The organism is Cohaesibacter haloalkalitolerans (assembly GCF_003574655.1).
In the GTDB taxonomy this organism is placed as follows: domain Bacteria; phylum Pseudomonadota; class Alphaproteobacteria; order Rhizobiales; family Cohaesibacteraceae; genus Cohaesibacter; species Cohaesibacter haloalkalitolerans.
In genome coordinates this window covers 63180-87224 of record NZ_QNUM01000001.1, presented here as the reverse complement: position 1 = coordinate 87224, position 24045 = coordinate 63180, and the positions used below count along the sequence as shown (strand labels likewise).

The following is a 24045-nucleotide window of genomic DNA, read 5'->3' as shown; positions in this document are numbered from 1 at the left end:
CGGGTCCCGAAGGAATATGTCGGCGTCGCCGGAAAGACCGAGATCCATCGTCTTGCACAAAGCAAGGCGCGAAAGGCCACATAAAACCCTTCAAGGAAAATCGTCACGCAGGCATTCAACCCCCGCTCGGGCTACGCCCTCCCGGCAGTCGAATGCCTGCGGCGCAAGTGGCCGACTTTTGCGCCACCTCATGGCCGGCTTTTACTCCGCCGTTGACATGCGCCGCAGGAGCGCTTCTTTCCAATGGACTTCCCTGCCTTGGAACGTGGGTTTCCTTCCTCCAGATCGAACGGCAACGGCCTGACTGTTACTGGATGGCCTTTGAGCACTTATCGAGAATGTCGAGGTAGCCTTCCACCTGCCATGCCGACCGGCCGATGAACAGGCCGTCGATATTGGGGCAGTTGATCAGCTCTTCGCAGTTGCCGGGGTTGACCGAACCGCCGTAAAGGCAAAGCGGGCGATAGCCCAGCATGTCCTCGGCCACTGCGAGAATCTCGGCCTGTCGGGCGTCGGCATAGTCGGAACTGGCCGGAATGCCCTTGTCGCCGATCGCCCATACTGGCTCATAGGCAAGCAGGATGGTTGCCTTCTTCTGGTCGCCGGTCAATTTGCCCAGCGCACCGCGGACTTCCTCTTCCAGAACCTGCTGGGCCCGCCCAGCTTCTTTCTGCTCAAGGGTCTCGCCGATGCAGATAAGAGGCGTCAGGCCATGGCGCACGGCAGCTTCGGTCTTCAGGCCCACCGTTTCGTTGGTTTCGCCAAAGAATTCGCGGCGCTCGGAATGGCCCAGCTCCACCAGATCAAGATTGCAGTCGGTGAGCATCAGGGGCGAGACTTCTCCGGTCCAGGCGCCAGCTTCCGACCAATGCATGTTCTGGGCTCCGACCTTGACGGACGTGGTGGCCAGCATGGCCTTGACTTCGCGCACGGCCGTGAACGGTGGCACGACAAAACGCTGGATGCGCGGGTCGCGATTGGCGTCGGCAGCCTTGAGGCCGTTGGCGAATGTCACGGCTTCGGCCAGCGTCTTGTTCATCTTCCAGCTTGTGCCGATCCAGAAACGAGGGGTGGTTGTCATGGTTCAGGTCCTTGCAACAGTGAGGTTCAACCCGGCATTCTTCAGGTCTTCGGAGACGGTGCCCTCTGGCTCGCCATCGGTGATGATCCAGTCAAAGGCCTTGAGGTCGGCAAGAAAGTGAAGGGCGGTGCGGTTGAAACGGGTGTGATTGATCAGCAGACATTTGCGCGTGGCGGCAAGCATCATTGCCTGTTTGGTCTGCACGATGGCGTCATCCATGTGAAATGCCTGCAGTCCGGATGCGGCTGGCGCAGAAATGAACGCGATATCGGCGCGCAGCCGGTGCAGTGTTTCCTCGGTCACGACGCCACAAAAGGCGTTGTATTTGGATGAATAGATTCCTCCGAGGGCCAACAATGTTATTCCGGCTTCCCCCAGCAATGTGCTGATGATGGACTGATTGTTGGTTATGACGGTGAGGGGCCTTTGTTGGGGCAGCATGGATCCGAGAACGGCAGACATCGAGCCATCATTGACCATGACCGTCATGCCCGGCTCGATCAGGGACAAGGCCTGGCGCGCGATCCGTTCCTTGGCATCAGCATCCTGTTGGACACGGACACGAAAATCGCTTTCAAACTGGTTGCCTGCGTCGGCCGTGGCGCCTCCCCGGACCTTGCGCAGCACGCCAGTCTGTTCCAGTTCATCCAGATCGCGGTGAATGGTCATTTTCGATACGCCGAATCTTTCAGCAAGATCGTCGATATCAACCGCCTTGTGTTCCACCAGCAGGTCCATGATGAACTGCCTGCGGTCTTCTCCTCTCATGCGATCTCCCCCTGCCCGGCATTTCATTGGGCTCATAATTTGTAACACAAAACATCACATAATCAATTTTATTTTGTTATTTTGTGATGAAATGCCGTTATGTTTGCAGAATTCTACTCATCGACTGACGGTCGAACGGATCGTCAGATCCCTGATTGGAACTCGGATGGCCAGTCAGTCCAGATCCGAGAGTTTCGGTGCGCGGCGATTGACAATGAGGATCAACACAAGCAGCGAAACGAAGACATAGTCGGCAACTGTTGACATGTCCGCGACCCTCGTCAGAAAGCCGGAGAGCACGATGGCAACAGCCGCAACGCCATAGGTGATGGCGGCATAGAGCGAAGAAATCCGCCCCTGAGTCACCGGTGAAACCCTGAGCACCAGCAGCATGAGCGACGAGCGATAGGCAAGGCCCGCGCCGAACCCGACCAGACAGAAGCCGACAAGACTCGCTATCCCCACGGTCAGCCAGGCCCCGCCAAAGATCAGCCCGATACCGACCAGCATGCACCACATGCCGGAAAGAAACCCGGCCACCTGCCGCAGTCTGGGGCTGAACAGCTGCCCGCCAAGGCTGCCGGTCAACATCAGCGGAATGCCGAAGGCCTGAACGAATGGCATGGCGTGATCGGCAAAATAGCTCGGCAGGAAGACGATGCAGCAGCTGATCAGAATCCATGCCAGACAGCCAGTGAACAGCGCCCAGCGAAACTGTTGGAGAACCGGCAGAACGGATGACTTGTGGCTGTCGCTATAGGCGAAAATCGCCGAATTGCTCTTGCGACGTGCGAACAGCACCCCGAACAGCGGCACAAGCAGCACAAGGCACATGGTAAGGTGGATTTCGAAACTGAGGGATACCGCACGCACGCCGGTCAGAAACACGACCAGCTGGCAAAGTGACGTGCCCAGAATTGCACCGCCCAGATTCCCGGTCACCGATAGCGCCCTGCCTTTCTCCCCGAAGACGGAAACCGTCAGGGCTGCGGCTGCACCGGTGCCGATCCCGCCGGAAATTCCTGCCAGCACCCGGCCGGCAAGAACCCCTTGCTGCACGCCGGTGGCCAGCAGCATGTCGGCCAGAATTGCCACCAGCAGGGACGACAGCAGCATCAACGGTGCCCGTCGCACAATCGCCGGGCTGGACGCGATGAACAGCACGACCACCAGCGCACTGACATAGGTCGAATAGGTCAGCGTGAGCACCAGTGGCGAAAATCCCAACTGATCGCGATAGAGGGGCAGAAGAGGGGTGGGGGTGTTGGTTCCCACCAGAAGCAGGACGAAAGCCGAAGCACTGAGTATCCCCTGAGCCCGATCAAGGCCTGAGGTTAGGCTAAGGTCCTGTTTCATGTGTCTTTTCCGATGCTTGCTCTTCTGTCCCGAGCCTTCTGCCCGTCGGGCTAGATTTTCAGAATTGGAGTCATTGTCAACCCCACTTGGCCAGAGAGGCGGCCAGTTCGGAACAGCTTTTGGCTTTGTGTTCCAGTGTTTGCCCCTCTTCTGCTGCCTCCCATGCCTGCCGGATGGCGCGGACACCAGCGGCCACCCCGTCCGGATGGCCATGGATGCCGCCACCGCCCAGATACATCAGGTCAAGGGTCTTGCCGGTGCGCTGATAGGTGTCGACGGCCTGTCCGCCCCATTGCCCCGAGCAGACAACAGGCAGAGGCCGGTCGCTCTCGTCAAAGATCGGCGTCATGCAATCCTTGAAGGATTTGATGAAGCTTTCGTCGGATTCCCAGTATTTGGCCCGGATGCCATTGATCTGGAACTGGTCGACGCCCAACAGGCGCCAGATCTTCTGATAGGCGGAGAACTCCATGCCCATGCCCGGGTTGCGGGTCATGATGTCCCAGCCGTTGCGGTGGGCATGCAGGCAGAGGCAGGACCGCTTGCGCAGGAAGCTCATGCCGCCATAGCCGACGGAATTGATATTGATGACGGCCGCATTGCCGCCCGCCTTCAGGACAATGTCGTGGTTGCGCATCATTTCATCCGGATCGGCGGAGGAAATGCCAAAGGCGTACATCACCTTCTTGCCTGTCTTTTGTTCATGATCCCTTATGACCGGCATGAACGCTTCAACACGCTTTTCCAGTGGCGAATAGCCCGGGCTCATCAGCTTTTCGTCATCCTTGATGAAGTCCACACCGGCCGCGCACAATTCGGCGATGATTGGTGCAGTTTCTTCCGGCAGCAGCCCCAGCGAGGGCTTGATGATCGAGGCGATCATCACCCCTTCCTCCACGCCCATCAGCTTGCGAGAGCCAGCGATGCCGAACTGCGGCCCCGGATGGCACCGCCAGGCATCGGGCAGGTCAATGTCCATGATGCGAATGCCGGAGACACCACGGATGGAAAAGGCACCACCGATGGCGATCGTTGCAAGGGCTGCGATGTCGGTGCCGATCGCTTCGAGCGGGAATTCGATGTCGACGTCGGCCCGATTATACTGCTTGCCTGTCGCGGGCTCGGGAATGGATGCAAAGCTGTGCGGCTCCAGCGGCCGCACATCCACCACATGGGCTGCGCAGCGTGCCCGCACTTCTTCCGACTCACCGGGCAACTCGGTAAATGTGCCAGTGGACTGGTCGCCAGCCATCTTGTTGGCAATTTTCTCCGGACTGTCCGGTGTTTCGATCCGATAGGTCACCCTGATGACGTCCTTGCCGGTGTTTTTGTCTTGCCCGGTGTTTTTGTCTTGCATGGATCTTTTCCTGTGTACCTTTTCTCATTCTGGTATTATCATTATACCAGTTGAGAAATGAGGCCAAGCAAAAATGTGCATTGCTTTGATTCCCGAAGGCGTTAAATAGGGGAGATTGCGCGTTCCATTGGCGGTGTCTCTGTGAAGTATTGTTTCAGGAGATCCCGAAGGATTGTTTGGAGATCCTTAAAGGGAACTTTTTGCGCAGAGGTCTTCTCTCTGCATCGGACGGAGTTCTGGTGATGAATTTGGCATTCGCACCAAATCCGAAGACTTTGGGGGTGCGACATTTTGGTCGTCGCGCCCAGTTTTGACTGGGATGGTCTGTGACCGGTCAGTGCCTTATAGATTCAGGGCCTTATAGATAAAGAATAAGATTTTTGAGGAAGGGAAGTTCCGTGAGCGAGTTCGGTGACCAAAGGGGAGATCGCAAGATCGTCCGTCAGAAGCTTTCCGATCAGGTTGTGGACGAGTTGCGCTCCATGATCCGCAGCGGAGAACTGACGCCTGATGACTATCTGCCATCGGAGCGGGACCTGATGCAACGTTTTGGCGTGGGGCGCCCCGCCGTCCGGGAGGCGTTGCAGGCGCTTCATACGCAAGGCCTGATCACAATCAAGCATGGCGAGCGATCGCGGGTCAACAAGGTGACTGCGACCGCCGTTCTTGATCACGTCAATGAGATTGCCCGGCTGTTGCTCTATTCCGCTCCCAAGAATTTCGAACATCTCAAGCAGGCTCGCCGCATGTTCGAGCGCGGTATCGTCCGCGAAGCCACGCGCATGGCAAAGGAAGAGGACATCAAGGCCCTGAGGGCGCTGATTGACCGGCAGGAAAAGGAACTTGGCAATCCGGGTGTCTTTGTTGAAGTCGACATTCTGTTTCATACGCGCATTGCTGAAATCACCAGCAATCCGATCATTGTGGCTGCCTCCAGTGCCATGCTGCGCTGGCTGATGGAATATCAGTATGAACTGCTGCATTGGGCTGGCAATGAGGCGATCACCCTCAAGGAGCACGGCAAGATCGTCGACAATATCGAATCCGGCAACGAGGATGCTGCCGTGTCGGAAATGCAGCATCACCTCGATCGTACAAACCGGCTCTACAACAGCTAACCGAACGATAAGAGGCGCTGTCCGAGTGAACCGCGCCTCCTTGTTGCCTTCTGGCTCATGGACCAGTGCTTTAGTGGCCGCCGCCTCCGCGGCGGATCCAGCTGAAGAAGTCCTTCGTGCCCATCTGTCCGCCTTTCAGGGCAATCTCCAGTCCGTCGTGTGGCGTCTGTCCGTAGCCGACACAGATGGAGGCGCCGGGAATGGTTGCTGCTTTTGCTTCCAGTGCCTGAATGCCCAGTTGCTGCAGGCCGTAGCCTGACGTGTCACCACCGGAAATGACGGCCCGCCGCACCGATGAGCCACTCAACACACCATCGAGAACACGACCGAGGGAAACGCCGATCCGCTCATTGGCTGTTGCGATGTCCATGCCGCTCTGTGACAGGGCGCGGTGGAAGGTCTCGACGGCCGGATCTTCCGGACCGCGCGCCGAGCAGACAAGCGGGCTTGCGCCCCTTGCCAGCGTTTCCAGCGACAGGCGTACGAGGCGGTCGATTTCGTCCCGCAACCCTTCGTCGGAGCCGCAAGCCAGTTCCACGTTGATCGGGATGAGGACAAAGCCGTCAACTTCTGCATTGCTGAGCTGTTCTGCTGTCATTGGAGAGACCGAGCCGGATACGGCAACGATCTTGTCAACAGCCTTAAGGGATGGCGTTGGCGGGCAGGGAGCAAGCTGGCCGGTTGCAAGCCAGTGACGGACGAGGGCATATTCCACGCCCTGACTGCCGACGACGAAGGACAGATCCTCGCGGTTGGTCCAAAGCAGCCGCCCTGCCGCTTCCTCCGAGCTTGCCTCCATCGAGTCGATGGACAGGACCTTTGCGCCATCCGCCAGAGCCTTGTCGAGGGCGGCCTGCGGATCGGACCACAGAGCCTCCAGATCGATGAGCCCGGAGGGCAGGTCGGTTTGCGCTGCCAGATGGCGCAGCAGATCGGATTCGTTCATCGGTGTGACCGGGTGCCGCGCCATCACCGGATGCCGGTCGAGCCGGAAGACTCCCTCGAAGGTTCCTGCATAGAGATGACCGAAAGCCTGATAGCGCCGCATCTGGGGGGCGGCCGTAATCAGGGGCACACCGCGGGATGGGCGCACGGTCAGAGCTGTCTCGATGGCCGTTCCGATCGAGCCGCTCTCTGGTGAGGAATCAAAGGTGGAGCAGACCTTGTAGTGCAAGATCGGGGCTTTGAAGCTGTCCAGCCAGCTCAGGGCGTCTGGTAGATTGTCGCGCATCCACTGAGGGCTTTTTGAGCGGGCCGTCGAGGCCAGGCCAACGGCCAGAGCGCCGGAAAACCGTTGTTTGAGGTCGTCCGAGGGGATTTCCGTAAACAGGATGGTCGGTACCCCCGCGAAGGCCAGAACCTCCATGGTCGCAGCGGCGCCGGTAAAGTCGTCCCCATACCATGTGACCCATGGTTTGGACGAGCTGGTTTCTGGGTTTGATTGTGGCTCCAAGTCTTCCTCCCGATAAATTTCAGCGAATAAATGACTCAATTTTGGTCGCCCTGTTGACTTTGTCGCTCAAATATATACACATATGATCATCATGTCATCATACCAGTTGAACAATTTGGTGTTTGACTGAGAGTTAGGGAGGATACCTTCTATGACAGTAGTCGCATTATTTGGTGCGGGCGGAAAAATGGGCATGCGCTTGGGGCGCAATCTGCTCAAAACCGATTTTGAAGTTCGCCACGTTGAGGTCTCGGATGCCGGCAAACAGAAGCTGAAAGCCGAGCATGGGGTTGAAGCCGTTGATCAGGCAGCCGCCATCGACGGCGCTGATGTGGTCATTCTGGCCGTGCCGGACACGGTGATCGGCAAACTGGCAACCTCGCTGATCCCGACTCTCGCTCCGGGGACAATGGTCGTGATCCTTGATGCCGCAGCCCCGTACGCCGGGTATCTGCCGGAACGTGCCGACATCTCCTACTTCATCACCCATCCGTGCCATCCGACGATTTTCAACGACGAAAGCACCGAGGAAGCACGCAACGATCATTTCGGCGGTCTTTATGCCAAACAGAGTGTCGTCAACGCGCTCATGCAAGGGCCGGAAGAGCATTACGAGCTGGGCGACAAGATTGCCCGTGCAATCTATGCCCCGATCAAGGCGACCTACCGCTGCACGGTTGAACAGATGGCTTATCTGGAGCCGGGTCTTTCGGAAACCGTTTGTGCATCTCTTCTCTATGTGATGCGGCAAGCGATGGACGAGGTTGTCAAGACGGGCGTCAGCGAGGACTGTGCCCGTGACTTCCTGCTTGGCCACATGAACATTCTGGCAGCTGTTATCTTTGAAGAAGTCGACGGCGTATTCTCCGATGCCTGCAACAAGGCAATCGAATTCGGCATCCCGACTCTCATGAAGGATGACTGGAAAAATGTGTTCAAAGCCGAGGAGATCATGGCCAGCGTTAAACGTATTACCTAAAACGCTTACAATTTCATATATTCATGGTCAAAACTAGGGAGGACGACCTATGAACAAGCTTCTATCTTCTACCTTCGTTGTTGCCGGGCTGATGCTGGCAACGGCACCGGTCGATGCCAAGACATTGAATCTGGGCTTTACCCCGCCGCTGGACAGTCACTATGGTGATGCGGGCAAGGCCTTCAAGGCAAAGATCGAAAAGCTGTCCGGTGGTGACATCACCGTAGACCTGAAACCAGCCGGAGCGCTCGGAGGAGAGCGTGACGTGGTTGAAGGCCTGCAGATCGGTGCCATCGAGATGACCATCTCGTCCACCGGGCCGATCGGCAACTTCGTGCCTGACGTCTATGCACTGGACTTCCCGTTCCTGTTCAAGAGCTATGAATCGGCTCACAAGGTTCTGGACGGCGAGATCGGTCAGTCGCTTCTTGACCAGATGTCCGATTCCGGACTGGTTGGTCTGGCATGGGCCGAAAACGGCTTCCGCCATATCACCAACTCCAAGCATCCGATCAAGACTCCGGACGATCTGAAGGGCATCAAGCTCCGGACGATGGAAAACGAGGTCCATATCGCGGCGTTCAAGGCACTGGGTGCTGCTCCAACCCCGATGAGCTGGACTGAAGTTCTGACGGCCTTGCAGCAGGGCACGATCGACGGTCAGGAAAACCCGACCCCGATCATCACGGTCAACCACATGTGGGAAATCCAGAAATATGTGACCCTGACCGGCCATGTCTACTCCCCTGCTGTTGTCATGATGTCCAAGGTTCATTGGGATCAACTGACAGAAGAAGAGCAGGGCTGGGTCAAGGAAGCCGCCCATGATGCTGCCGAAGCATCCCGAGCAACGGTGGCCGCCAAGGAAGCAAGCGGCGTGCAGTTGATGAAGGACAACGGCATGGAGGTTGTTACCGACGTCGACAAGGATGCCTTTGCTGCTGCGGTTCAGCCTGTCTATGATGAGTATGCTCCCAAATATGGAGCGGAGCTGATCCAGCGCATCCGTGATGCTCAGAAGTAGGCGCATCTGAAGATGAGGGGGCCATCCTGACCAAGACGGCCTCCTTCTTGTTTTGCTATCAGAGGGAAGGGGGAGGCATTCCCCTTGTTCTCGGGAGGGAGTCATGACGGCAATAAAGCTGACTGCAGAATGGTTCGTGCGGTTGATGCACAATCTTGCAGCAATTCTATTGGCCCTCGCTGTAATCCTGGTATTCGTGCAGGTGGTGACCCGGTTTCTGCTGGGGGATGCTGCTGTATGGACAGAAGTACTCGCGCGGGGCCTCATCATCTGGTCCACTTTCTTGGTCGCAGGGGCAGCGTTTCGCTTTGGAACGATGATACCCATCGACTTTGTCCGGTCACTGCTGCCTCCCACACCGCAAATGTGGATGACAAGGCTGGTGACCCTTCTGAGTCTGGCTTTTCTGGTCGTGCTGCTCTGGTACGGTCTTGCGATGGCCCATCGCGTGATCAATCAGCGCGTTGCGATGCTCGATATGTCCATGTCGGTATTCTATCTCGCCATTCCTGTCGGCGCATTCTTTGCCATTCCCGGTCTGCTGCTCCGTCATTTCGAACTTGAAAGGGAAGAGAAATGAATGCCGCTCTTGCTCTGTTCCTGATCGGATTCTTTGCGCTATCCGTTCCCGTTGCGGTCTCCATCGGTCTGGCCTCGGTCTTCTCCATCAAGCTGTTCTCCGTGCTGCCGCTGATGGTTGTCCCCCAAAAGATGTTCACCGGCCTCGACAGTTTCCCCCTGATGGCCGTACCCTTCTTCATCCTGGCCGGGATGATCATGACCCATGGCGGTATTTCCTCGCGGCTGGTTGACTTCGTCAAGGCACTGATCGGCAATCTGCAAGGGGGGCTGGCCAGCTCCACCGTGCTGACCTGCATGGTCTTTGCGTCCATTTCCGGCTCGTCCGTGGCAACTACTTTTGCCATCGGCTCGATCCTCATACCGGCCATGGTCAAGCATGGCTATCCGACCCCCATGGCCGCTGCCATTCAGGCTTCATCCGCCGAGCTTGGGGTGATCATTCCCCCATCGGTCCCCCTCATTCTCTATGCGGTTTCGACCGAAACCTCGATCACCAAGCTGTTCATTGCAGGTCTGGTGCCCGGCGTGATGATCGTGATCGGCCTTGTTATCATGGTGCAGATCTGGTGCCGCCTGACCGGGGTTGGCAAGAATGACGGCGAAAATCGCAAATCCGTCCTGACCGCAGGCAGGGAAGCCTTTGGTGCCCTGCTGATGCCGGCGATTATCCTTGGCGGTATCTATGGCGGCATCTTCACGCCAACGGAAGCGGCTGCGGTCTCGGTAATCTATGCGCTGGTGCTGTCGATTTTCATTTACAAGGAGATCACCTTCGCCCAGTTGCCATCAATCTTCCGCCGCGCGGCCATGTCTTCGGGTGCGGTGATGTTCATCATTGCAGCGGCGTCGCTCTTCAGCTTCCTGATCAGCCTTTCCGGGCTGCCTACGGCTGTCGGGCACTGGGCCACGCAAACCTTCTCGTCCACGACAACATTCCTGCTCGGTATCAACGCCCTGCTGTTTGTGGTTGGCATGTTCATCGAGACGTCTGCCGCCATTCTGGTGCTGGCGCCGATCCTGACGCCCGTTGCCCTGCAATATGGCATTGATCCGGTCCACTTCGGCATCGTGATTGTTGTCAATCTGGCGCTGGGCATGTTCACCCCGCCGCTCGGCGTGAACCTGTTCGCAGCAGCGCAGGTCGCCCAGATTCCGGTTCAGAAGATGTTTTCGAGCCTGTTGTGGCCGATTTTGGTGGTCGTCTGTACCCTGCTGATCATCACCTATGTTCCGGCGGCCACCATCGGCATCTCCGGTGGTGGGTTGAGCCACTGACGAATCCTGCCAACGCCGTGCCAAGCCGCGGTGTTGGCAAATGACCATAGTCTCCCAACGACTGCTAACCTTCTGGATGCCAAGGGTGTTCAGGAGGTTTTTTGTTGCCTCTCAAAAACGCCTGCCCAAAGGCATGAGAGGGTGGATGGCTCAGGACATCCACCACTCGACACTGACGTGCAACGGGTCTCTCAGATCCGGAACACCGGTCTGGCGGCGCTTTCAACCGGGTCAAGGGTCTGGGCTTCGAAGGACCGCCGCAGGGCGTCGATCACGACAAAGCTGGACGCTGCCCCCGGATCGATGTGACCCAGTGATCGCTCGCCCATTTTGGATGAGCGGCCATAGCGGGCGGCAATGGCAGCGGTCTGTTTCATGCCCTTCTCGGCACCCTTGGCGGCAGCGCGCAGACAATCGGTGATATCGGCACCATTATCCAGCGCAGCGCGTGCGGCCTTGGCCGCAGGCCACCATGCATCCAGCATCGTCTTGTCGCCGGGGTTGGCCTTGCCTCTGGCACGGATGCCTTCCATCGCAGCCTCAAGAAACCGGACCGTTGCCTCGGCGTCCAGCTGTTTGAGGCCGGACGAAACCTTGGCGGCGTTTCTCAGCGCAGATGCATAGAGGGGGCCGGGTGTGGAGCCCACCGCATTCAGAAAGACCTCGGCGATGAAGCAGAAGATCACATCAATATCCTGCCCGGACGGATAGTTCCTGAGGGCCTGCCTTACCGCCTTCCAGCCAAGTCCCATGGTGATGCCGTGGCCTCCATCGCCGATCACACCGTCCAGCTCGGATAACCAGTCCGCCCTGTCTTCAATGGCAATGGCGGCTGCCCGAAACATGTTGACGAGAATGTCGCCCGTGATTGCAGTTGCGCTGTCTGTGGGCGTTTCTTCCGATGCTTGATCAGCCAGTGTGGCACCGGATGAAACAGCATCCTCCTGTGGTTCACCATCTGTCTTGCCGGATGCTGCTATCTGCCGTTCGCTTGCGACCAGTGGCAGACGGTCTTCCAATCTGATTGGCTGAGGTGGAATGCCGACGCTCAACCCGGCGGCCTTGCAAGGGTGGTCGAGCAGCTCTGCCAACTCGTCATCCAGCTTGAGAAGCGATATCGATGCGCCGCCCATATCCAGCGATGTTGCGAACTCGCCGACGAAGGAGCGGTGGATCGACACGCCCAGTGTGTCCAGACATTGTTGCAGACGGTTATAGAGAATATAGAGTTCCATCTGGGTGGTGGAGCCGAGCCCGTTGACCAGAACCCCGACGCGCTCGCCCGGTTGAAGGCGCAATTCCTGCTGAATGTAATCCATCAAGAGGTCCGTCACCCCGTTGGCCGTGTCCAGCGACAGCCGCCGAATGCCGGGCTCGCCGTGCAACCCCATGCCGATTTCCATTTCGTTCTCGCCAATTTCAAAATTGGGCTTGCGGGTCTGGGGCAGGGAGCAGGAGTTGAGGGCCACACCCATCGTGGCGGTGTTGTGGTTGGCTTTCAGCGCAATGCGTTCAACCTCTTCAAGAGGTTTCATCTGATCGGCGGCGGCCCCGACGATCTTGAACACAAAGAAGTCGCCAGCAACGCCCCGTCGCTCGTTGCGGCGTTCGGGTGGTGCCGAGGCCACATCGTCCGTGACGGGAACCGATGCGACCGGGATCCCTTCCTCGGTCAGCTGTTCGGCGGCCATCTCGAAGTTCATCGCGTCGCTGTCATAGTTGCCGAAGAGAAACAGAATGCCTTCCCCACCCTCAACGGATCGCGCTGCCTCGATGATCGGGTCTGGCGGTGGGCAGGAGAAGACGTTGCCGATGGCTGTCGCGTCCGCCAGACCGCGCCCGACATAGCCGACAAAGGCCGGTTCATGCCCGGAGCCGCCGCCGATGACAATCCCCACCTTGCCCTTGCGGGGGCCGTCCTTGGCGCGGATGACACGACCGGAAACGCCCACCGGTTCAAGAAGATCCCGATGGGCGGCAAGCATGCCCCCGACCATGTCCTGGATGACGGTTTCGGGGGCATTGATCAGTTTCTTGGTTTTGCTCAATTGATTGGACTTCTGTGTTCGAATGGCCGTGGTCTATCCCGATTGCCGGTCTATCTAAGGTGCTTTCGAACCGGTCTGTCAAACCTTCTTGAAAAGCGCCATGGCTTTTTTCATGTCCGAGAGAACGAATTCGTCGGTTTCCTCGAAGGCATAGATGATTTCCATGAAGCAGGTCTGATCCGTGAGCTGATGGCGGTCCCAGAAATCGGCCAACAGCTGTGGCGTCACGATGCCGTCATGGGTGAAGTTCCAATGCCGGTCATAGAGGCCATCGGTCTGTTGCAGATGGAAGGCTCCGATATAGTCGCCACAGGTCTGCATCCAGTGGTCCATGTTGGCATCGTCGCCGAACAGCGGCTTGAACAGGGCATGACCCCAGTCAACGCACAGCCGGACGGGAATATCGGTTTGTCCATCGAGATCCTTCATCAGCCGCAGGGCATCCGTCGCGGACGACGGGAATTCCGTGGCCAGAGGAACCGGCTCGACCATCAGCATGCTGAGGCCCTGCGTTCTGGCGTGCCGGGACAGCTCGACATAGGCCTCAAGAGCCTGCTTGTAGATTTCCTCGCGGCGGGCCGGATTGACCGCATCGTCTGCACTGTAGGAGCCGAAAGGCATACCGGCAGCAGGCACTTCCATGGCCGCCGTCATATCGATGGCGTTTTGCAGGTGTAGCTTGCCCAGTTCGCGCAATTCGGCGGTCGGTGCGAGCAGGTGATTGTAGGAATAGGAGGCAAGTCCGCCAAACGAGCTTTCAACGATGACTCCGGCCTTTGAGAAGGCCTTGGCATACTGCCGGGCAAGCGCATCGCGCGTTACCTCGGGCCAGCCCGGATCGACAAGGTCCCAGGTGAATTGCACATAGCGCGTATCCAGCTCGTCCGCCACCAGCGCCGCCAGCCGTTCAGGCTCGATCCAGCGTTTGATGGCAAAGGACAAATTCAGACCAAGTTTCATTTTCTCCTCCCAAGGTCAGATGACGGAACTGGTTTTGGGCGAAAGTTGGCCGTCCAAAACGATATTGGCTGTGCATGCCTTGCGGGCTGGTCCCCGATCCCGCGGAGGGGGCGGGGACGCACCTTCCGCTCTAGCGGTCGCCGCGAATATAGCGCCGGGAGATGGAGTCGAAGGAAATGGCCAAGACAACGATGAAGCCACTGACAACCCCCTGCCAGTAAGGCGAAACGCCGAACAGCACGATGATATTCTCAATGACTCCGATGATGGCTGCGCCGAGAATGGCACCAAGCGGTGTACCGACGCCACCGGTCGTGGCAACGCCACCAATCACCGACGCCGCAATGGGAGGCAGCACCCAGGTTTCGCCGATGGATGGCTGGGCCGTGCCGAGTCGCGTGACCATCAGCAGGCCAGCCAATGCGGCCAGCATGCCTGCGATGGTGAAGACCAGCACCCGGACGGTGTCTACCTTGATGCCCAGCATGCGGGCTGCCGGTGTGTTGTCGCCGATGGCATAGATATAGCGGCCAAACGGTGTCTTCATGATCACGAAGGAAGCGATGATCAGCACGATCAGCATGACGACGAAAGGCATCGGAACGCCAAACAGATCACCACGCCCAAGGAACTGGATCTCCTTGGGGATGTTGGTGATGGCCACGCCCTTGGTCAGAACCAGATTGGCGCCGCCGAAGACACCGGCCGTACCAATGGTCAGCACCAGCGAATGCAGCTTCAGAACGGTGACCATCAGGCCGTTGAAACAGCCCAGCGCGGCGCCGAGCAGCAGGCAGGCCAAAAGGGCAACCCACGGGTTGAGCCCGAGATTGATCATCAGCATGCCGCTGACAACGCCGCAGAGCCCGCCGATGACACCGAGCGAGAGATCAAGTTCGCCAAGCATCATCAGCATCGACTGACCAATGGTGATCAGGCCGACAAAGGCGAGCGAACGAGCCACCACGGACATGTTGTAGGATGTCAGGAAGTAGGGCGATGCGACGGCCGAAATGACGAAGATCACCAGCAGCGCGATGAAGACCCCAACAAGCGGGTTGCGTAACACAGACAGGAAAGGATTAGGCTGCATCTGGGTTTGCCTCCGACCCGAACATGGCTCCAAGCAGGGTCTCGTTTTTGGTGGTTGAGGAATCGAAACATCCGGTAACCTTGCCGGAATACATGGTGATGATGCGGTTGGAACACTTGCGCAATTCATCCATCTCAGAGGAAACCAGAATGATTCCGACCCCCTCTTCGGCAAGACGTTTCATGATCTTGTAGATTTCGGTTTTGGTGCGAACGTCGATCCCCTTGGTCGGCTCGTCGAAGATGAGTACCTTGGGCCTTGTCGCCATCGCCCGGCCGATGATCGCCTTCTGCTGGTTGCCGCCCGACAGATGCGACATCTGCTGGGAAATGCCCGCCGCCTTGATGTCATAGGCTTTCACCACATCGCGCACCTTCTGGCGCTCGGATGCCAGATCGATACCCGTCCAGTTCGAAATCTGGTCAAGAATCGATATGCCGATATTTTCCCGCAGGCTTGACTGTGGCAGAATGCCATGCAGCTTGCGTTCTTCGGAAAGATAGAGCAGCCCGGACTGAACGGACTGGCTGGTCTTGCCGAGCGGGATGGGCGTGCCGTTCAGTTTGACGCTGCCGCTCTTGGCTTTCAGATAGCCGAAGATCGTCTGCATCACTTCCGAGCGGCCCGCGCCCAGAAGTCCGGCAAAGCCAAGGATTTCTCCCGGCCTAAGCGCGAACGAGACATCGTTGAACATGGTGCCACTGAGCCCGGAGACTTCAAGGATCGGCACCTGCGGGGACTGTTCGTCCGGAATGTCGGGCTGGAAATGTTTGCTGGCGGCGATGTCCTCGCCGGACATGGCGCGGATCAGGCCAGCCTCATCGATATCGGCAATCTGGCCGTCTGCCACCTTTGAGCCGTTGCGCAGGACCGTGTAGTCGTCGCCGATGGCCAGCACTTCATCGATCTTGTGCGAAATGAAGACGATCGCGTGATTCTGGTCGCGGAAGGCCTTGATGATGCCGAGCACCCGCTCGATCTCCGTGGAGGTGAGCGAGGATGTCGGTTCGTCAAGGATCAGCACCTTCATGTCCGCATTGACCGATGCACGGGCGATCTGAAGCAACTGCTGTTCGGGAACCGAAATGTCGCGGACCAGTTCACCCGGTTTTGCGGAAATGGCAAAGCGATCCAGATAGCTCTGCGCGTCGCGGTTCATCTGGCGCCGGTTGACCAGTCGTCCGGACAGGCTGGATCGGCTGAAGGGGAGAAACAGGTTCTCGGATACCGTGAGATGCGGGAACAGATTGAGTTCCTGGGGCACATAGGCGACGAAGCGGTGCAGGTCCGGATTGAGCTTTGCATCCTGACCGTCAATCAGGATGCGCCCGCCGCTGGGGTTTTCCGTTCCTGTTACCAGTTTCACCAGTGTGGATTTTCCGGCACCGTTTTCGCCCGCCAGAATATGGACGCGACCCAACTCAAGCTTGAGGCTCACTTCGCTCAAAGCTCGAACGCCCGGATAGTCGCGCGTCAAGTCTTCAACTTCTAGAAATGCCATGATGATGTCTCAAGGCTGTGCCACGAACCAGCACAGAATCGTGGCTATACAGATGGGGAGCCGCTGGTGCGGCATTCTGTCCGATCGATCGGAAGCCCGGCTTTGCTTGCCAGGGCCGATGCAAGAGCCCGGTGAGCGGAATCCCTCCGGCCACCGGGCATTGATTGCATCACTCGCCGATGTTGTCCTTGGTCAGCACAGCAATGCCCGTGTCGAGATATTTGGGTGTTTCAATGCCGATGGACTGTTGCCACATGGCCATGACGGCCCAGTAGCCCTGCATCTGTGGTTTCGTGGACGAAGAGCTGTCGGCAACGCCATCCCGGATCAACTGCAGCATTTCGGGCAGGTTGTCGAGACCGACCATCTTCACTTCACCGACCTTGCCAGCTTCCTGAATGGCCTGACCGATGCCGATTGGACCGGCAGCATCACAAGCAACCCAGCCCTTCAGGTTCGGATTGGCCTGCATGATGGCAGCGGCCTGCTTCTGGGCTGTTTCGATGCTGTCATTGTCGATGCCGGTGGCGACGACTTTCATGTTCGGATAGCTCTCGAATACCTTCTTGTGGCATTCGGCGCGAATGGCGTGGTTCGGCGCTGTTGGCACGCCCATCATGATGGCGACTTCGCCCTTTTCCCCGAGCAGTTCAGCAAGACGATGAGAGGCGATCTCGGCCTGTTCGCAGAAGTCGTTGCCGATCGAGGTGAGTTTCATGCCTTCAGGCGGAACCGAGTCGAAAACCGTGACCTGAATGCCCTGATCGATGGCTTCTTCAAGGGAAGCGCGGTTGCCGCTGGCATCAAGAAGGTCAATGGCGATGCCGTCTGGACGGGTAGAGATCGAGCTTTCCACGATCTGGTTCTGCTGAACAACGTCAGCCTGCTGCGGTGCACTGTAGTCGATTTTTACTTTTGAGCCTGTCTGGGCCTCGATGACAGCGGCCGCCTGCTTGGCGCCGTCATTCACCAGGTCGAACCATGGGTGCACAACCTTTGGAATGATGACGAAGCGATAGCTGTCCTTTTTCTCCATGCCAGCCTTGTCAGCAGCCGAGGCCACCTGCGGCAGGGAAATCGCAATTGTAGTAAGAAGCGCAACTGTAAGTTTATTCATGTTTTTCCTCCAAGTGCAGACGAAGCTTTGCCGTGTGGCAAAAAATAGTCCGTACCTCCCGAACTTGCGTCTGCGGAAAAGAGTATAGGAGAGAACATTTCATATGTAAATCGAAAAATACATATGTTATGCTTCTGGCAAATGACGCCTCGTGAAAGGTGCTGAAATTTCAAGCGGGAGGGAGAAACTCATGAAGACACTGTGCCGGAATGCGCTTGCTGAACTTAATCAAGTAATTGATAAACTTGATGAAAATAATTGTGATCAAGCCGTGGATGTCATCAGCTCTGCTCACCGGATTGCGCTCTATGGTGTCGGTCGGGAGGGTCTTCAGATCAAGGGTTTCGCCATGCGGCTGTTCCACTTGGGCCTCAAGGTGTCCGTTGTGGGAGACATGACGACACCGCCGCTTGGCAAGGGAGATCTGCTGATTGTCTCGGCGGGACCGGGGTATTTTTCCACCGTTTCGGCCCTCATCGAGACAGCCAGCAAGGCTGGCGCTACAACCCTGTGTATTACCGCGCAAAGGGATGGGGCGAGCGCCAGGGCTGCCGACCATGTCCTCGTGATCCCGGCCCAGACCATGGCTGACGATATGGGGGCCAAAACCTCCACCCTTCCAATGGGGTCGCTTTACGAGGGTGCACAGTATGTAGTATTCGAGTGTCTGATTTTGAAGCTGAGGCAAGTTTTAGCTGTCAGCACGGACAATATGCGACAGAACCATACAAATCTCGAATGAAAAACGATCAGTCACAAGACATAGAAGCGGACCTTCTGAGGGCGCGCATAGGGTGGTTTTACTTTGTTGGTGGGATGACCCAGCAGCAGATAGCCGACAAGTTACAAGTAACACGTTTACGTGTGAACCGGATTATCGGGCAGATCAGGGCGGACGGGTCCGTCATCGTCGATTTGCGTTTGCCGCTGGTTGAGTGTGTGAAGCTGGAGGAAGCCATAAAGCATCGCTACGGCCTGGAAGAGGCCGCGGTTTTACCGGCGGTTGAAGACTATGACGAAACCCAGCGGACGATCGGGGAGGCAGCCGGTCAGATGCTGGAAAACCATATGGGGCGCTATGATGGCGTCGGCATCGGCTGGGGCAAGACGCTCAGCTACTCGGTGCGTCGGCTCAGTGGCCATCACGGCAAGCTGTCCCATGTGGTTGGCCTGATGGGGGCGACAACGCGCGGGTCCGGTAATGACACCACCGAAGTCGCAACAGCGATGGCCAATGCGATCGACGTGGAATGCTTCTCGCTGACCGCGCCCATTTACTGCCGGACGAGTGCCGACCGGGACTCCTTTCTGCAGGACGAGATGCTGATGGAGGCAATGCATCACGCCGAGGTGGTTCAGCCATGCCTGATTTCCTGTGCAGACCTCACGCACCGGTCAAGGATCATGAGCCTGCCGCGCGTCAAGCAGGCCTTGCCGGAACTGCTTGAGAAAGAGGCCGTCGGCTCGGTGCTGGGCTTCTTCCTCGATCCGGCTGGCAACGTGATCGATCACCCGCTGAACCGGTCGATCATGGCGTTGCCTGCTGAAAAACTGCGGGAAAAGCCTGTCTCGATCCTGGCATCCGGTGGTCGAAGCAAGTTGCCGATCATCCGCGCAATCCTGCGCGGGAAATATGTCAATCGACTGGTGACCGATGAGACGGTTGCCCGGGCGCTGCTCTATGAAACCTGATGGCATCAGGGGGCAGGCCTCAACAGACCAACAAGCAAGCTAAGGCGGAGATGAATTGCCAGCGGCTTATAATTGAGGAGGAAGACATGTCAAACAGTCAAGAGCATTCTACCAAGAAGCTCATGAATAAGCCGGAAGTGATCATTCCCGAGATGATCGAGGGGATGATTTCTGCCCATCCCGATCTTCTGCGACTGGAAGGGGAAACCGGTCGGGCCGTGGTGGCAATCGATGGACCGCGCGATGGCAAGGTCGGCATTGTCATCGGTGGCGGCTCCGGACATGAGCCTGCGTTTGCCGGATATGTCGGGCGTGGTCTTGCCGATGCGGCTGCGATCGGCAATGTCTTTGCCTCTCCTTCGCCGGAACACATCAAGGAAGCCGCAATCGCAGCCGACGGCGGGGCCGGGCTGGTCTTTCTTTACGGCAACTACACGGGCGATTGCCTCAACTTCAACATGGCGGCGGAAGAATGCACCGCGCTTGGTATGGATGTGCGCTCGGTGGCCGTGATCGATGATGTGGCTTCCGCCCCCAAAGACAAGGCCGGGGAACGTCGCGGCATCGCCGGCGATTTTTTTGTTTTCAAAATCGCAGGCGCTGCCGCCGATCAGGGCCGGTCGCTTGACGAAGTCTTTGCTGCAGCCAGCAAGGCCAATGCCGCCACCCTTTCCATGGGCGTTGCGCTTTCGGCCTGTTCCATGCCCCAGACGCTGAAACCGAATTTCGAAATCGGCCCGGACGAGATGGAAATCGGCATGGGGCTTCATGGTGAGCCGGGGATGCGTCGCAGCAAGGTCGAAACGGCCGATCACGTCACCGACAATCTGATGGACATGATCCTTGGCGAAATGGCCCCTGCGGCCGGTGATGAGGTTGCCGTTCTCGTGAACGGGCTGGGCGCAACCGGCCAGATGGAGCTTTATCTCATTCACCGTCGGGTGGCGCAGATCCTCAAGCAACGCGGCGTCCGGATCTATCACAGTTGGGTGGGGGAATATTGCACCTCGATGGAAATGGCTGGGGCATCGATCACCCTGATGAAGCTCGATGACGATCTGCGCGCTCTGCTTGATCATCCCTGCCGGACGCCAGCCCTCACCGTGGGTAGTGCGCCAGAGCCCGTGATCGGTAGCAAACACACAGCGCGTATCTACGAAACCCATGACCATGATGATACGGTAGACCGCGCAAGCCTGAAGACCGATGGCACCGTGACGCCGAGGGTTTTCAGAAGCATGATGTATGCGGCAGCTGAGGCCATCGCTCGGGAAAAGGACCGTTTGAGCGAGCTTGATGGAGTGATCGGCGACGGCGATCATGGGGTGACCATGGACATCGGCTGGACCGCCGTGGTCAAGAGCCTCGACGCTGCGCCCGATGAAGACACGATCTCGCAGACCTGCACCAGAACTGCCAAGGCCTTTCTGGATGCGGTGGGGGCCTCTTCCGGGCCGCTTTATGCCGGAGCCTTTAAGCGGGCTGGCAAGGCGGTCTCCGATCGTCTGAACATGGATGCCAAGGCCATGGCGGCATGGGTTGAGGGCATGCTTCTGGGCATTCTCGACCGGGGCGGTGCCAGTGTTGGCGACAAGACGATGCTTGATGCCTGGGCACCTGCTGTGGAGGCTGCCAAGAAGGCGGCGGACGCGCAGGCCGATGCACTGGCGGTGATCGCCGCCGCCGCCGCAGGCGCCAGACGCGGAGCCGATGCAACGCGCGACATGGAAAGCCGCCGGGGCCGGTCCAAGAAGCTGGGCGCCCGGTCTGTCGGTCATATCGATCCGGGTGCGGAATCGGCTCATGTCATTCTTCAGGCGATGACCGACGCACTGAGCCATCAGGGCTGACCTTCGGTCTCATCGTTTCCGGGAACGACGGGCTCCACTGCCGTTCCCGATGTAGCGGACTGTCTCGGCTTGAGTGATTGGCGGCGACCGCAAACGCCCCTTGCTCACGCTTGGGCTGCTGTCGGATTTATGGATCCAATCCCCTTTGATCGTGGGCCGGTGCTGTATGCTTGCTGCCGGGCTCGCTCGTGGCTTCTCCGATGTATCTCGCTGTCCTGCGCATCAGTGGTGTCTGGTGACACCGACTCAAGCCGACATGCGGTTGAATTCTTGACCTCTCCGAATATCAATTGACAGATCAAGCAGTTGGCTGTCCTGTCTTGCAACAAGTCTGTTCCGCAAGACTCCACTCCCCGGCCTGTGGTCTCCATACCACCCAAGGTGGGAGTGTTGCCCGCGCCTTGCAATCTGAGGTGTCGATCTGCTTGCGGAGGAAAACGGCTTTCCGTTCTCCGGCGCACAAACTTGTATGGGCATCAATGGCCTTGCAGCGCCTGAGATATCGTCTCTATCCTCATGTAATAAAATGGTTATTCAATTTGTGTAGCAAGTCGTCACGAAGCGGTTGTTTGGCAAATTCGCTGTAGTTTGTTTGGAAAACAATGTTTCAATTGCGCTTTACAGGTTTGTATGCGTAAATTTTAAGCAGGGCTAATTTTAAGGCATTTTCACCCGTGTGGGCGAGCGGGAAGGGTGCCTGTAGAGTTAGAGGTTGAATTTTGTTGTTGCAAATTGTTCTTAATTGAGTTCGAAGCAGAGGGCGTGCCCTTGATCATACGGTTCGCAAACCGATTGGCACCTTTCATTTTGGAATAGAACCGATCAAGCATTTGCAACAGTTTTCAGATTATTCCGTTGCCCCCGTAACGGAGCGTCATACCGGCCACACTTGGCCACCAACGATCAGAGCCAGAAGGTGTCAAACCTCAGGACCATATTTGGAGAGACCGATGACAGAAGAGACCAAAACCCCGGAAATCACCCTTGAACAGCTTTCTGGCGCCTACGCGATGCGTGCCAAATTCTACATGTTCATGTTTGATGTTCTGGTCGAGAATTTTGGCAATGACAAAGCCGTCGAGCTGATGAGCGCGGCGACCTATCGCCTTGGCGAAGAGATGGGCGAAAAGCTTCAGGCCCATGGCCCTGCAAACATCGAAGGGCTGACCGAACAGTTCCTGCAGGGCATCCCCTGCCGCGACCACCTGTTTGGCCCAGAACTGCGCAAGTGCGACCATGAAGGCATGGAAATCAAATTCCACAAATGCCCGCTGAAGGACAACTGGGTTGCTGCTGGCCGCAAGGGCGAAGCGCTTGAGCTGCTGTGCAAGGCTGCCGGAGCCATTGACGCAGGCATGTTCACCAAGGCCGGCTTCACCTTTGAAGGCGAAACCTGGAAGATCGGCGACACCGGTTGCTGCCGCCTGATCGTGAAACCTGGTTCTGAAGCCGAAGCCGTTTGAAGAACATCTTTTTATAATACAGACAGATCCGGCAAACCGGACGTCGAAATGCAGGATCCGGAATACCGGACTTGAAACAGACCCGTTAAAACGGGCGTCACCTCCCTCGGCCTGACTTTTCAGGCGCTTAGTACACCGATTACCAACCCATTGGGGAACACTCGCTATGAAACTTTCTCGCAGAACGCTTTTGGCACTCACTGTCGCTTCAGTTATGCTGCCCGCCGCCTCGCAGGCTGCCGATAGCATCAAGATCGGCTACCAGCTGCCCCTTACCGGCAACACCGCCCAGTACGGCCAGGACTTCAAGGACGCTGCAGAAATCGCTCTTGCCAAGTTCAACGCTTCCGGCCAGATTCCGGTGCCGGTAGAAATCATCTATGAAGACTCTCGTTCCGACGCCAAGGAAGGCGTGACCATCGCCCGCAAGTTCGTTGACGACAAGGAAATCGTCGGCGTCCTCGGTGACTTCACTTCCACTGTCTCCATGGCTGCCGCCCAGGTCTACAAGCGCTCCGGCATGGTTCAGCTGTCCCAGACCGCATCCCACCCGGATTTCGCCAAGATCTCCGAATGGCAGTTCCGCAACATCACCACCCAGAATCAGGAAGGTGGCGTGAACGCCAAGTGGATGATCGATCAGGGCATCAAGAAAGTCGCCGTGATTGCCGAGCAGACCGACTGGGGTCAGTCCGTGGTCAAGGGCTTTGTCGATCCTTTCAAGGAAATGGGCGGCGAAGTCGTCTACACCGAATTCTTCAACCGTGGTCTGGCTGATTTCCGTTCCATCATCACCAAGATCGAAGAACAGAAGCCGGAAGCCATCTACACCGGTTTCTTCTATGAAGACGGTGCCCAGTTCCTCAAACAGGTTGCCCAGCTCAATGCCGGTATCCCTGTCTACTCCACCTCTGCCGCCTATAACGACAAGCTGATCGAGCTGGCCGGTGCTGCTGCCGAAGGTCTCAAGCTGACTGCAACCTTCCTGCCGACCCGTGCCGATGCCAATGTGACGGAATTCGTGACCGAATGGAAAAAGACCCACGACAATGCGCCGGGTCAGTTCCCTGCGCAGGCCTATGATGCTGTCAACATCATGCTGGCTGCTGTCGTCAAGGCCTATCCGGATGTAACCCGTCAGAGCCTGCGCGATGCCGTGGCTGCGACCAAGGACTTCCCGGGTGTCACCGGCAACACCTCCTTCGATGAAAATGGCGAGCCTCTCAAGGAACTCACCAAGGCCACCGTCAAGGATGGCGTTTTCGTTGAAGTGAAGTAACCCAATCCCCCATCCCGCCCGGAGCTCGGTCTTCGGGCGGGTGGCAATA

General features: G+C 57.6%; 20 protein-coding genes. 10 read left to right on the top strand and 10 right to left on the bottom strand.

The window, feature by feature from the left end; all coding sequences use genetic code 11:
- Positions 1-307: 307 nt before the first annotated feature.
- From DSL70_RS00385 to oiaX, 4 genes are all read right to left on the bottom strand, one after another.
- Complete coding sequence (locus DSL70_RS00385; RefSeq protein ID WP_119305922.1) at positions 308-1081, bottom strand: triose-phosphate isomerase; 774 nt, start codon at positions 1079-1081, stop codon at positions 308-310.
- Positions 1082-1084: 3 nt separating this feature from the next.
- Positions 1085-1849: a DeoR/GlpR family DNA-binding transcription regulator gene (locus DSL70_RS00380; RefSeq protein WP_119305921.1), complete on the bottom strand. Its 765-nt coding sequence runs from the start codon at positions 1847-1849 to the stop codon at positions 1085-1087.
- A gap of 174 nt (positions 1850-2023) precedes the next feature.
- On the bottom strand, positions 2024-3205 hold the full coding sequence (locus DSL70_RS00375; RefSeq protein ID WP_119305920.1) for an MFS transporter: 1182 nt from the start codon (positions 3203-3205) through the stop codon (positions 2024-2026).
- 76 nt (positions 3206-3281) lie between these two features.
- A complete protein-coding gene (gene oiaX, locus DSL70_RS00370; RefSeq protein WP_119305919.1) occupies positions 3282-4562 on the bottom strand; it encodes a 3-oxo-isoapionate-4-phosphate decarboxylase OiaX in 1281 nt (426 codons plus the stop codon).
- A gap of 398 nt (positions 4563-4960) precedes the next feature.
- Here oiaX and nanR point away from each other — a divergent pair, with 398 nt between their 5' ends.
- Complete coding sequence (nanR, locus tag DSL70_RS00365; protein WP_205563118.1) at positions 4961-5680, top strand: transcriptional regulator NanR; 720 nt, start codon at positions 4961-4963, stop codon at positions 5678-5680.
- 70 nt (positions 5681-5750) lie between these two features.
- Here the strand turns inward: nanR and DSL70_RS00360 are convergent, their stop codons facing one another.
- On the bottom strand, positions 5751-7133 hold the full coding sequence (locus tag DSL70_RS00360) for a four-carbon acid sugar kinase family protein (RefSeq protein ID WP_245418052.1): 1383 nt from the start codon (positions 7131-7133) through the stop codon (positions 5751-5753).
- A 151-nt stretch (positions 7134-7284) separates the two neighbouring features.
- Here DSL70_RS00360 and DSL70_RS00355 point away from each other — a divergent pair, with 151 nt between their 5' ends.
- From DSL70_RS00355 to DSL70_RS00340, 4 genes are all read left to right on the top strand, one after another.
- The gene (locus tag DSL70_RS00355; protein WP_119305917.1) at positions 7285-8112 is read left to right on the top strand and encodes a phosphogluconate dehydrogenase C-terminal domain-containing protein; all 828 of its coding nucleotides are present in this window, start codon (positions 7285-7287) and stop codon (positions 8110-8112) included.
- 49 nt (positions 8113-8161) lie between these two features.
- Positions 8162-9136 (top strand): TRAP transporter substrate-binding protein, encoded by a 975-nt coding sequence (locus tag DSL70_RS00350; RefSeq protein ID WP_119305916.1) that lies wholly within the window; start codon positions 8162-8164, stop codon positions 9134-9136.
- Between the two features lie 103 nt (positions 9137-9239).
- Entirely contained in the window at positions 9240-9716 is a 477-nt protein-coding gene (locus tag DSL70_RS00345; protein ID WP_119305915.1) for a TRAP transporter small permease, read from the top strand.
- Positions 9713-10993 carry a TRAP transporter large permease gene (locus DSL70_RS00340; RefSeq protein WP_119305914.1) on the top strand — a complete coding sequence of 427 codons (1281 nt, stop codon included), beginning with the start codon at positions 9713-9715 and terminating at the stop codon, positions 10991-10993. The genes DSL70_RS00345 and DSL70_RS00340 overlap by 4 nt, the downstream gene beginning before the upstream one ends.
- Before the next feature lie 191 nt (positions 10994-11184).
- Here DSL70_RS00340 and dhaL (DSL70_RS00335) read toward each other — a convergent pair whose 3' ends face one another.
- The 5 genes from dhaL (DSL70_RS00335) to DSL70_RS00315 all read right to left on the bottom strand — a co-directional run bounded on the left by dhaL (DSL70_RS00335) (position 11185) and on the right by DSL70_RS00315 (position 17712).
- On the bottom strand, positions 11185-13041 hold the full coding sequence (gene dhaL, locus DSL70_RS00335) for a dihydroxyacetone kinase subunit DhaL (protein ID WP_119305913.1): 1857 nt from the start codon (positions 13039-13041) through the stop codon (positions 11185-11187).
- 78 nt (positions 13042-13119) lie between these two features.
- Positions 13120-14001 (bottom strand): sugar phosphate isomerase/epimerase family protein, encoded by an 882-nt coding sequence (locus DSL70_RS00330; protein ID WP_119305912.1) that lies wholly within the window; start codon positions 13999-14001, stop codon positions 13120-13122.
- A 130-nt stretch (positions 14002-14131) separates the two neighbouring features.
- Positions 14132-15094 (bottom strand): ABC transporter permease, encoded by a 963-nt coding sequence (locus tag DSL70_RS00325; RefSeq protein WP_119305911.1) that lies wholly within the window; start codon positions 15092-15094, stop codon positions 14132-14134.
- On the bottom strand, positions 15084-16595 hold the full coding sequence (locus DSL70_RS00320) for a sugar ABC transporter ATP-binding protein (protein WP_119305910.1): 1512 nt from the start codon (positions 16593-16595) through the stop codon (positions 15084-15086). The genes DSL70_RS00325 and DSL70_RS00320 overlap by 11 nt, the downstream gene beginning before the upstream one ends.
- A 169-nt stretch (positions 16596-16764) precedes the next feature.
- Positions 16765-17712: a substrate-binding domain-containing protein gene (locus DSL70_RS00315; protein WP_119305909.1), complete on the bottom strand. Its 948-nt coding sequence runs from the start codon at positions 17710-17712 to the stop codon at positions 16765-16767.
- Between the two features lie 151 nt (positions 17713-17863).
- On the opposite strand from DSL70_RS00315, the gene DSL70_RS00310 reads away from it, so the two are divergent.
- The 5 genes from DSL70_RS00310 to DSL70_RS00290 all read left to right on the top strand — a co-directional run bounded on the left by DSL70_RS00310 (position 17864) and on the right by DSL70_RS00290 (position 23996).
- The gene (locus DSL70_RS00310; RefSeq protein WP_342635276.1) at positions 17864-18454 is read left to right on the top strand and encodes an SIS domain-containing protein; all 591 of its coding nucleotides are present in this window, start codon (positions 17864-17866) and stop codon (positions 18452-18454) included.
- Positions 18455-18576: 122 nt separating this feature from the next.
- Complete coding sequence (locus tag DSL70_RS00305; RefSeq protein WP_245418051.1) at positions 18577-19404, top strand: sugar-binding transcriptional regulator; 828 nt, start codon at positions 18577-18579, stop codon at positions 19402-19404.
- Between the two features lie 86 nt (positions 19405-19490).
- Positions 19491-21254: a dihydroxyacetone kinase subunit DhaL gene (dhaL, locus tag DSL70_RS00300; RefSeq protein ID WP_119306543.1), complete on the top strand. Its 1764-nt coding sequence runs from the start codon at positions 19491-19493 to the stop codon at positions 21252-21254.
- A gap of 950 nt (positions 21255-22204) precedes the next feature.
- Complete coding sequence (locus tag DSL70_RS00295) at positions 22205-22717, top strand: L-2-amino-thiazoline-4-carboxylic acid hydrolase (protein ID WP_119305906.1); 513 nt, start codon at positions 22205-22207, stop codon at positions 22715-22717.
- Positions 22718-22883: 166 nt separating this feature from the next.
- Positions 22884-23996 carry an ABC transporter substrate-binding protein gene (locus tag DSL70_RS00290; RefSeq protein ID WP_119305905.1) on the top strand — a complete coding sequence of 371 codons (1113 nt, stop codon included), beginning with the start codon at positions 22884-22886 and terminating at the stop codon, positions 23994-23996.
- Positions 23997-24045 lie beyond the last annotated feature (49 nt).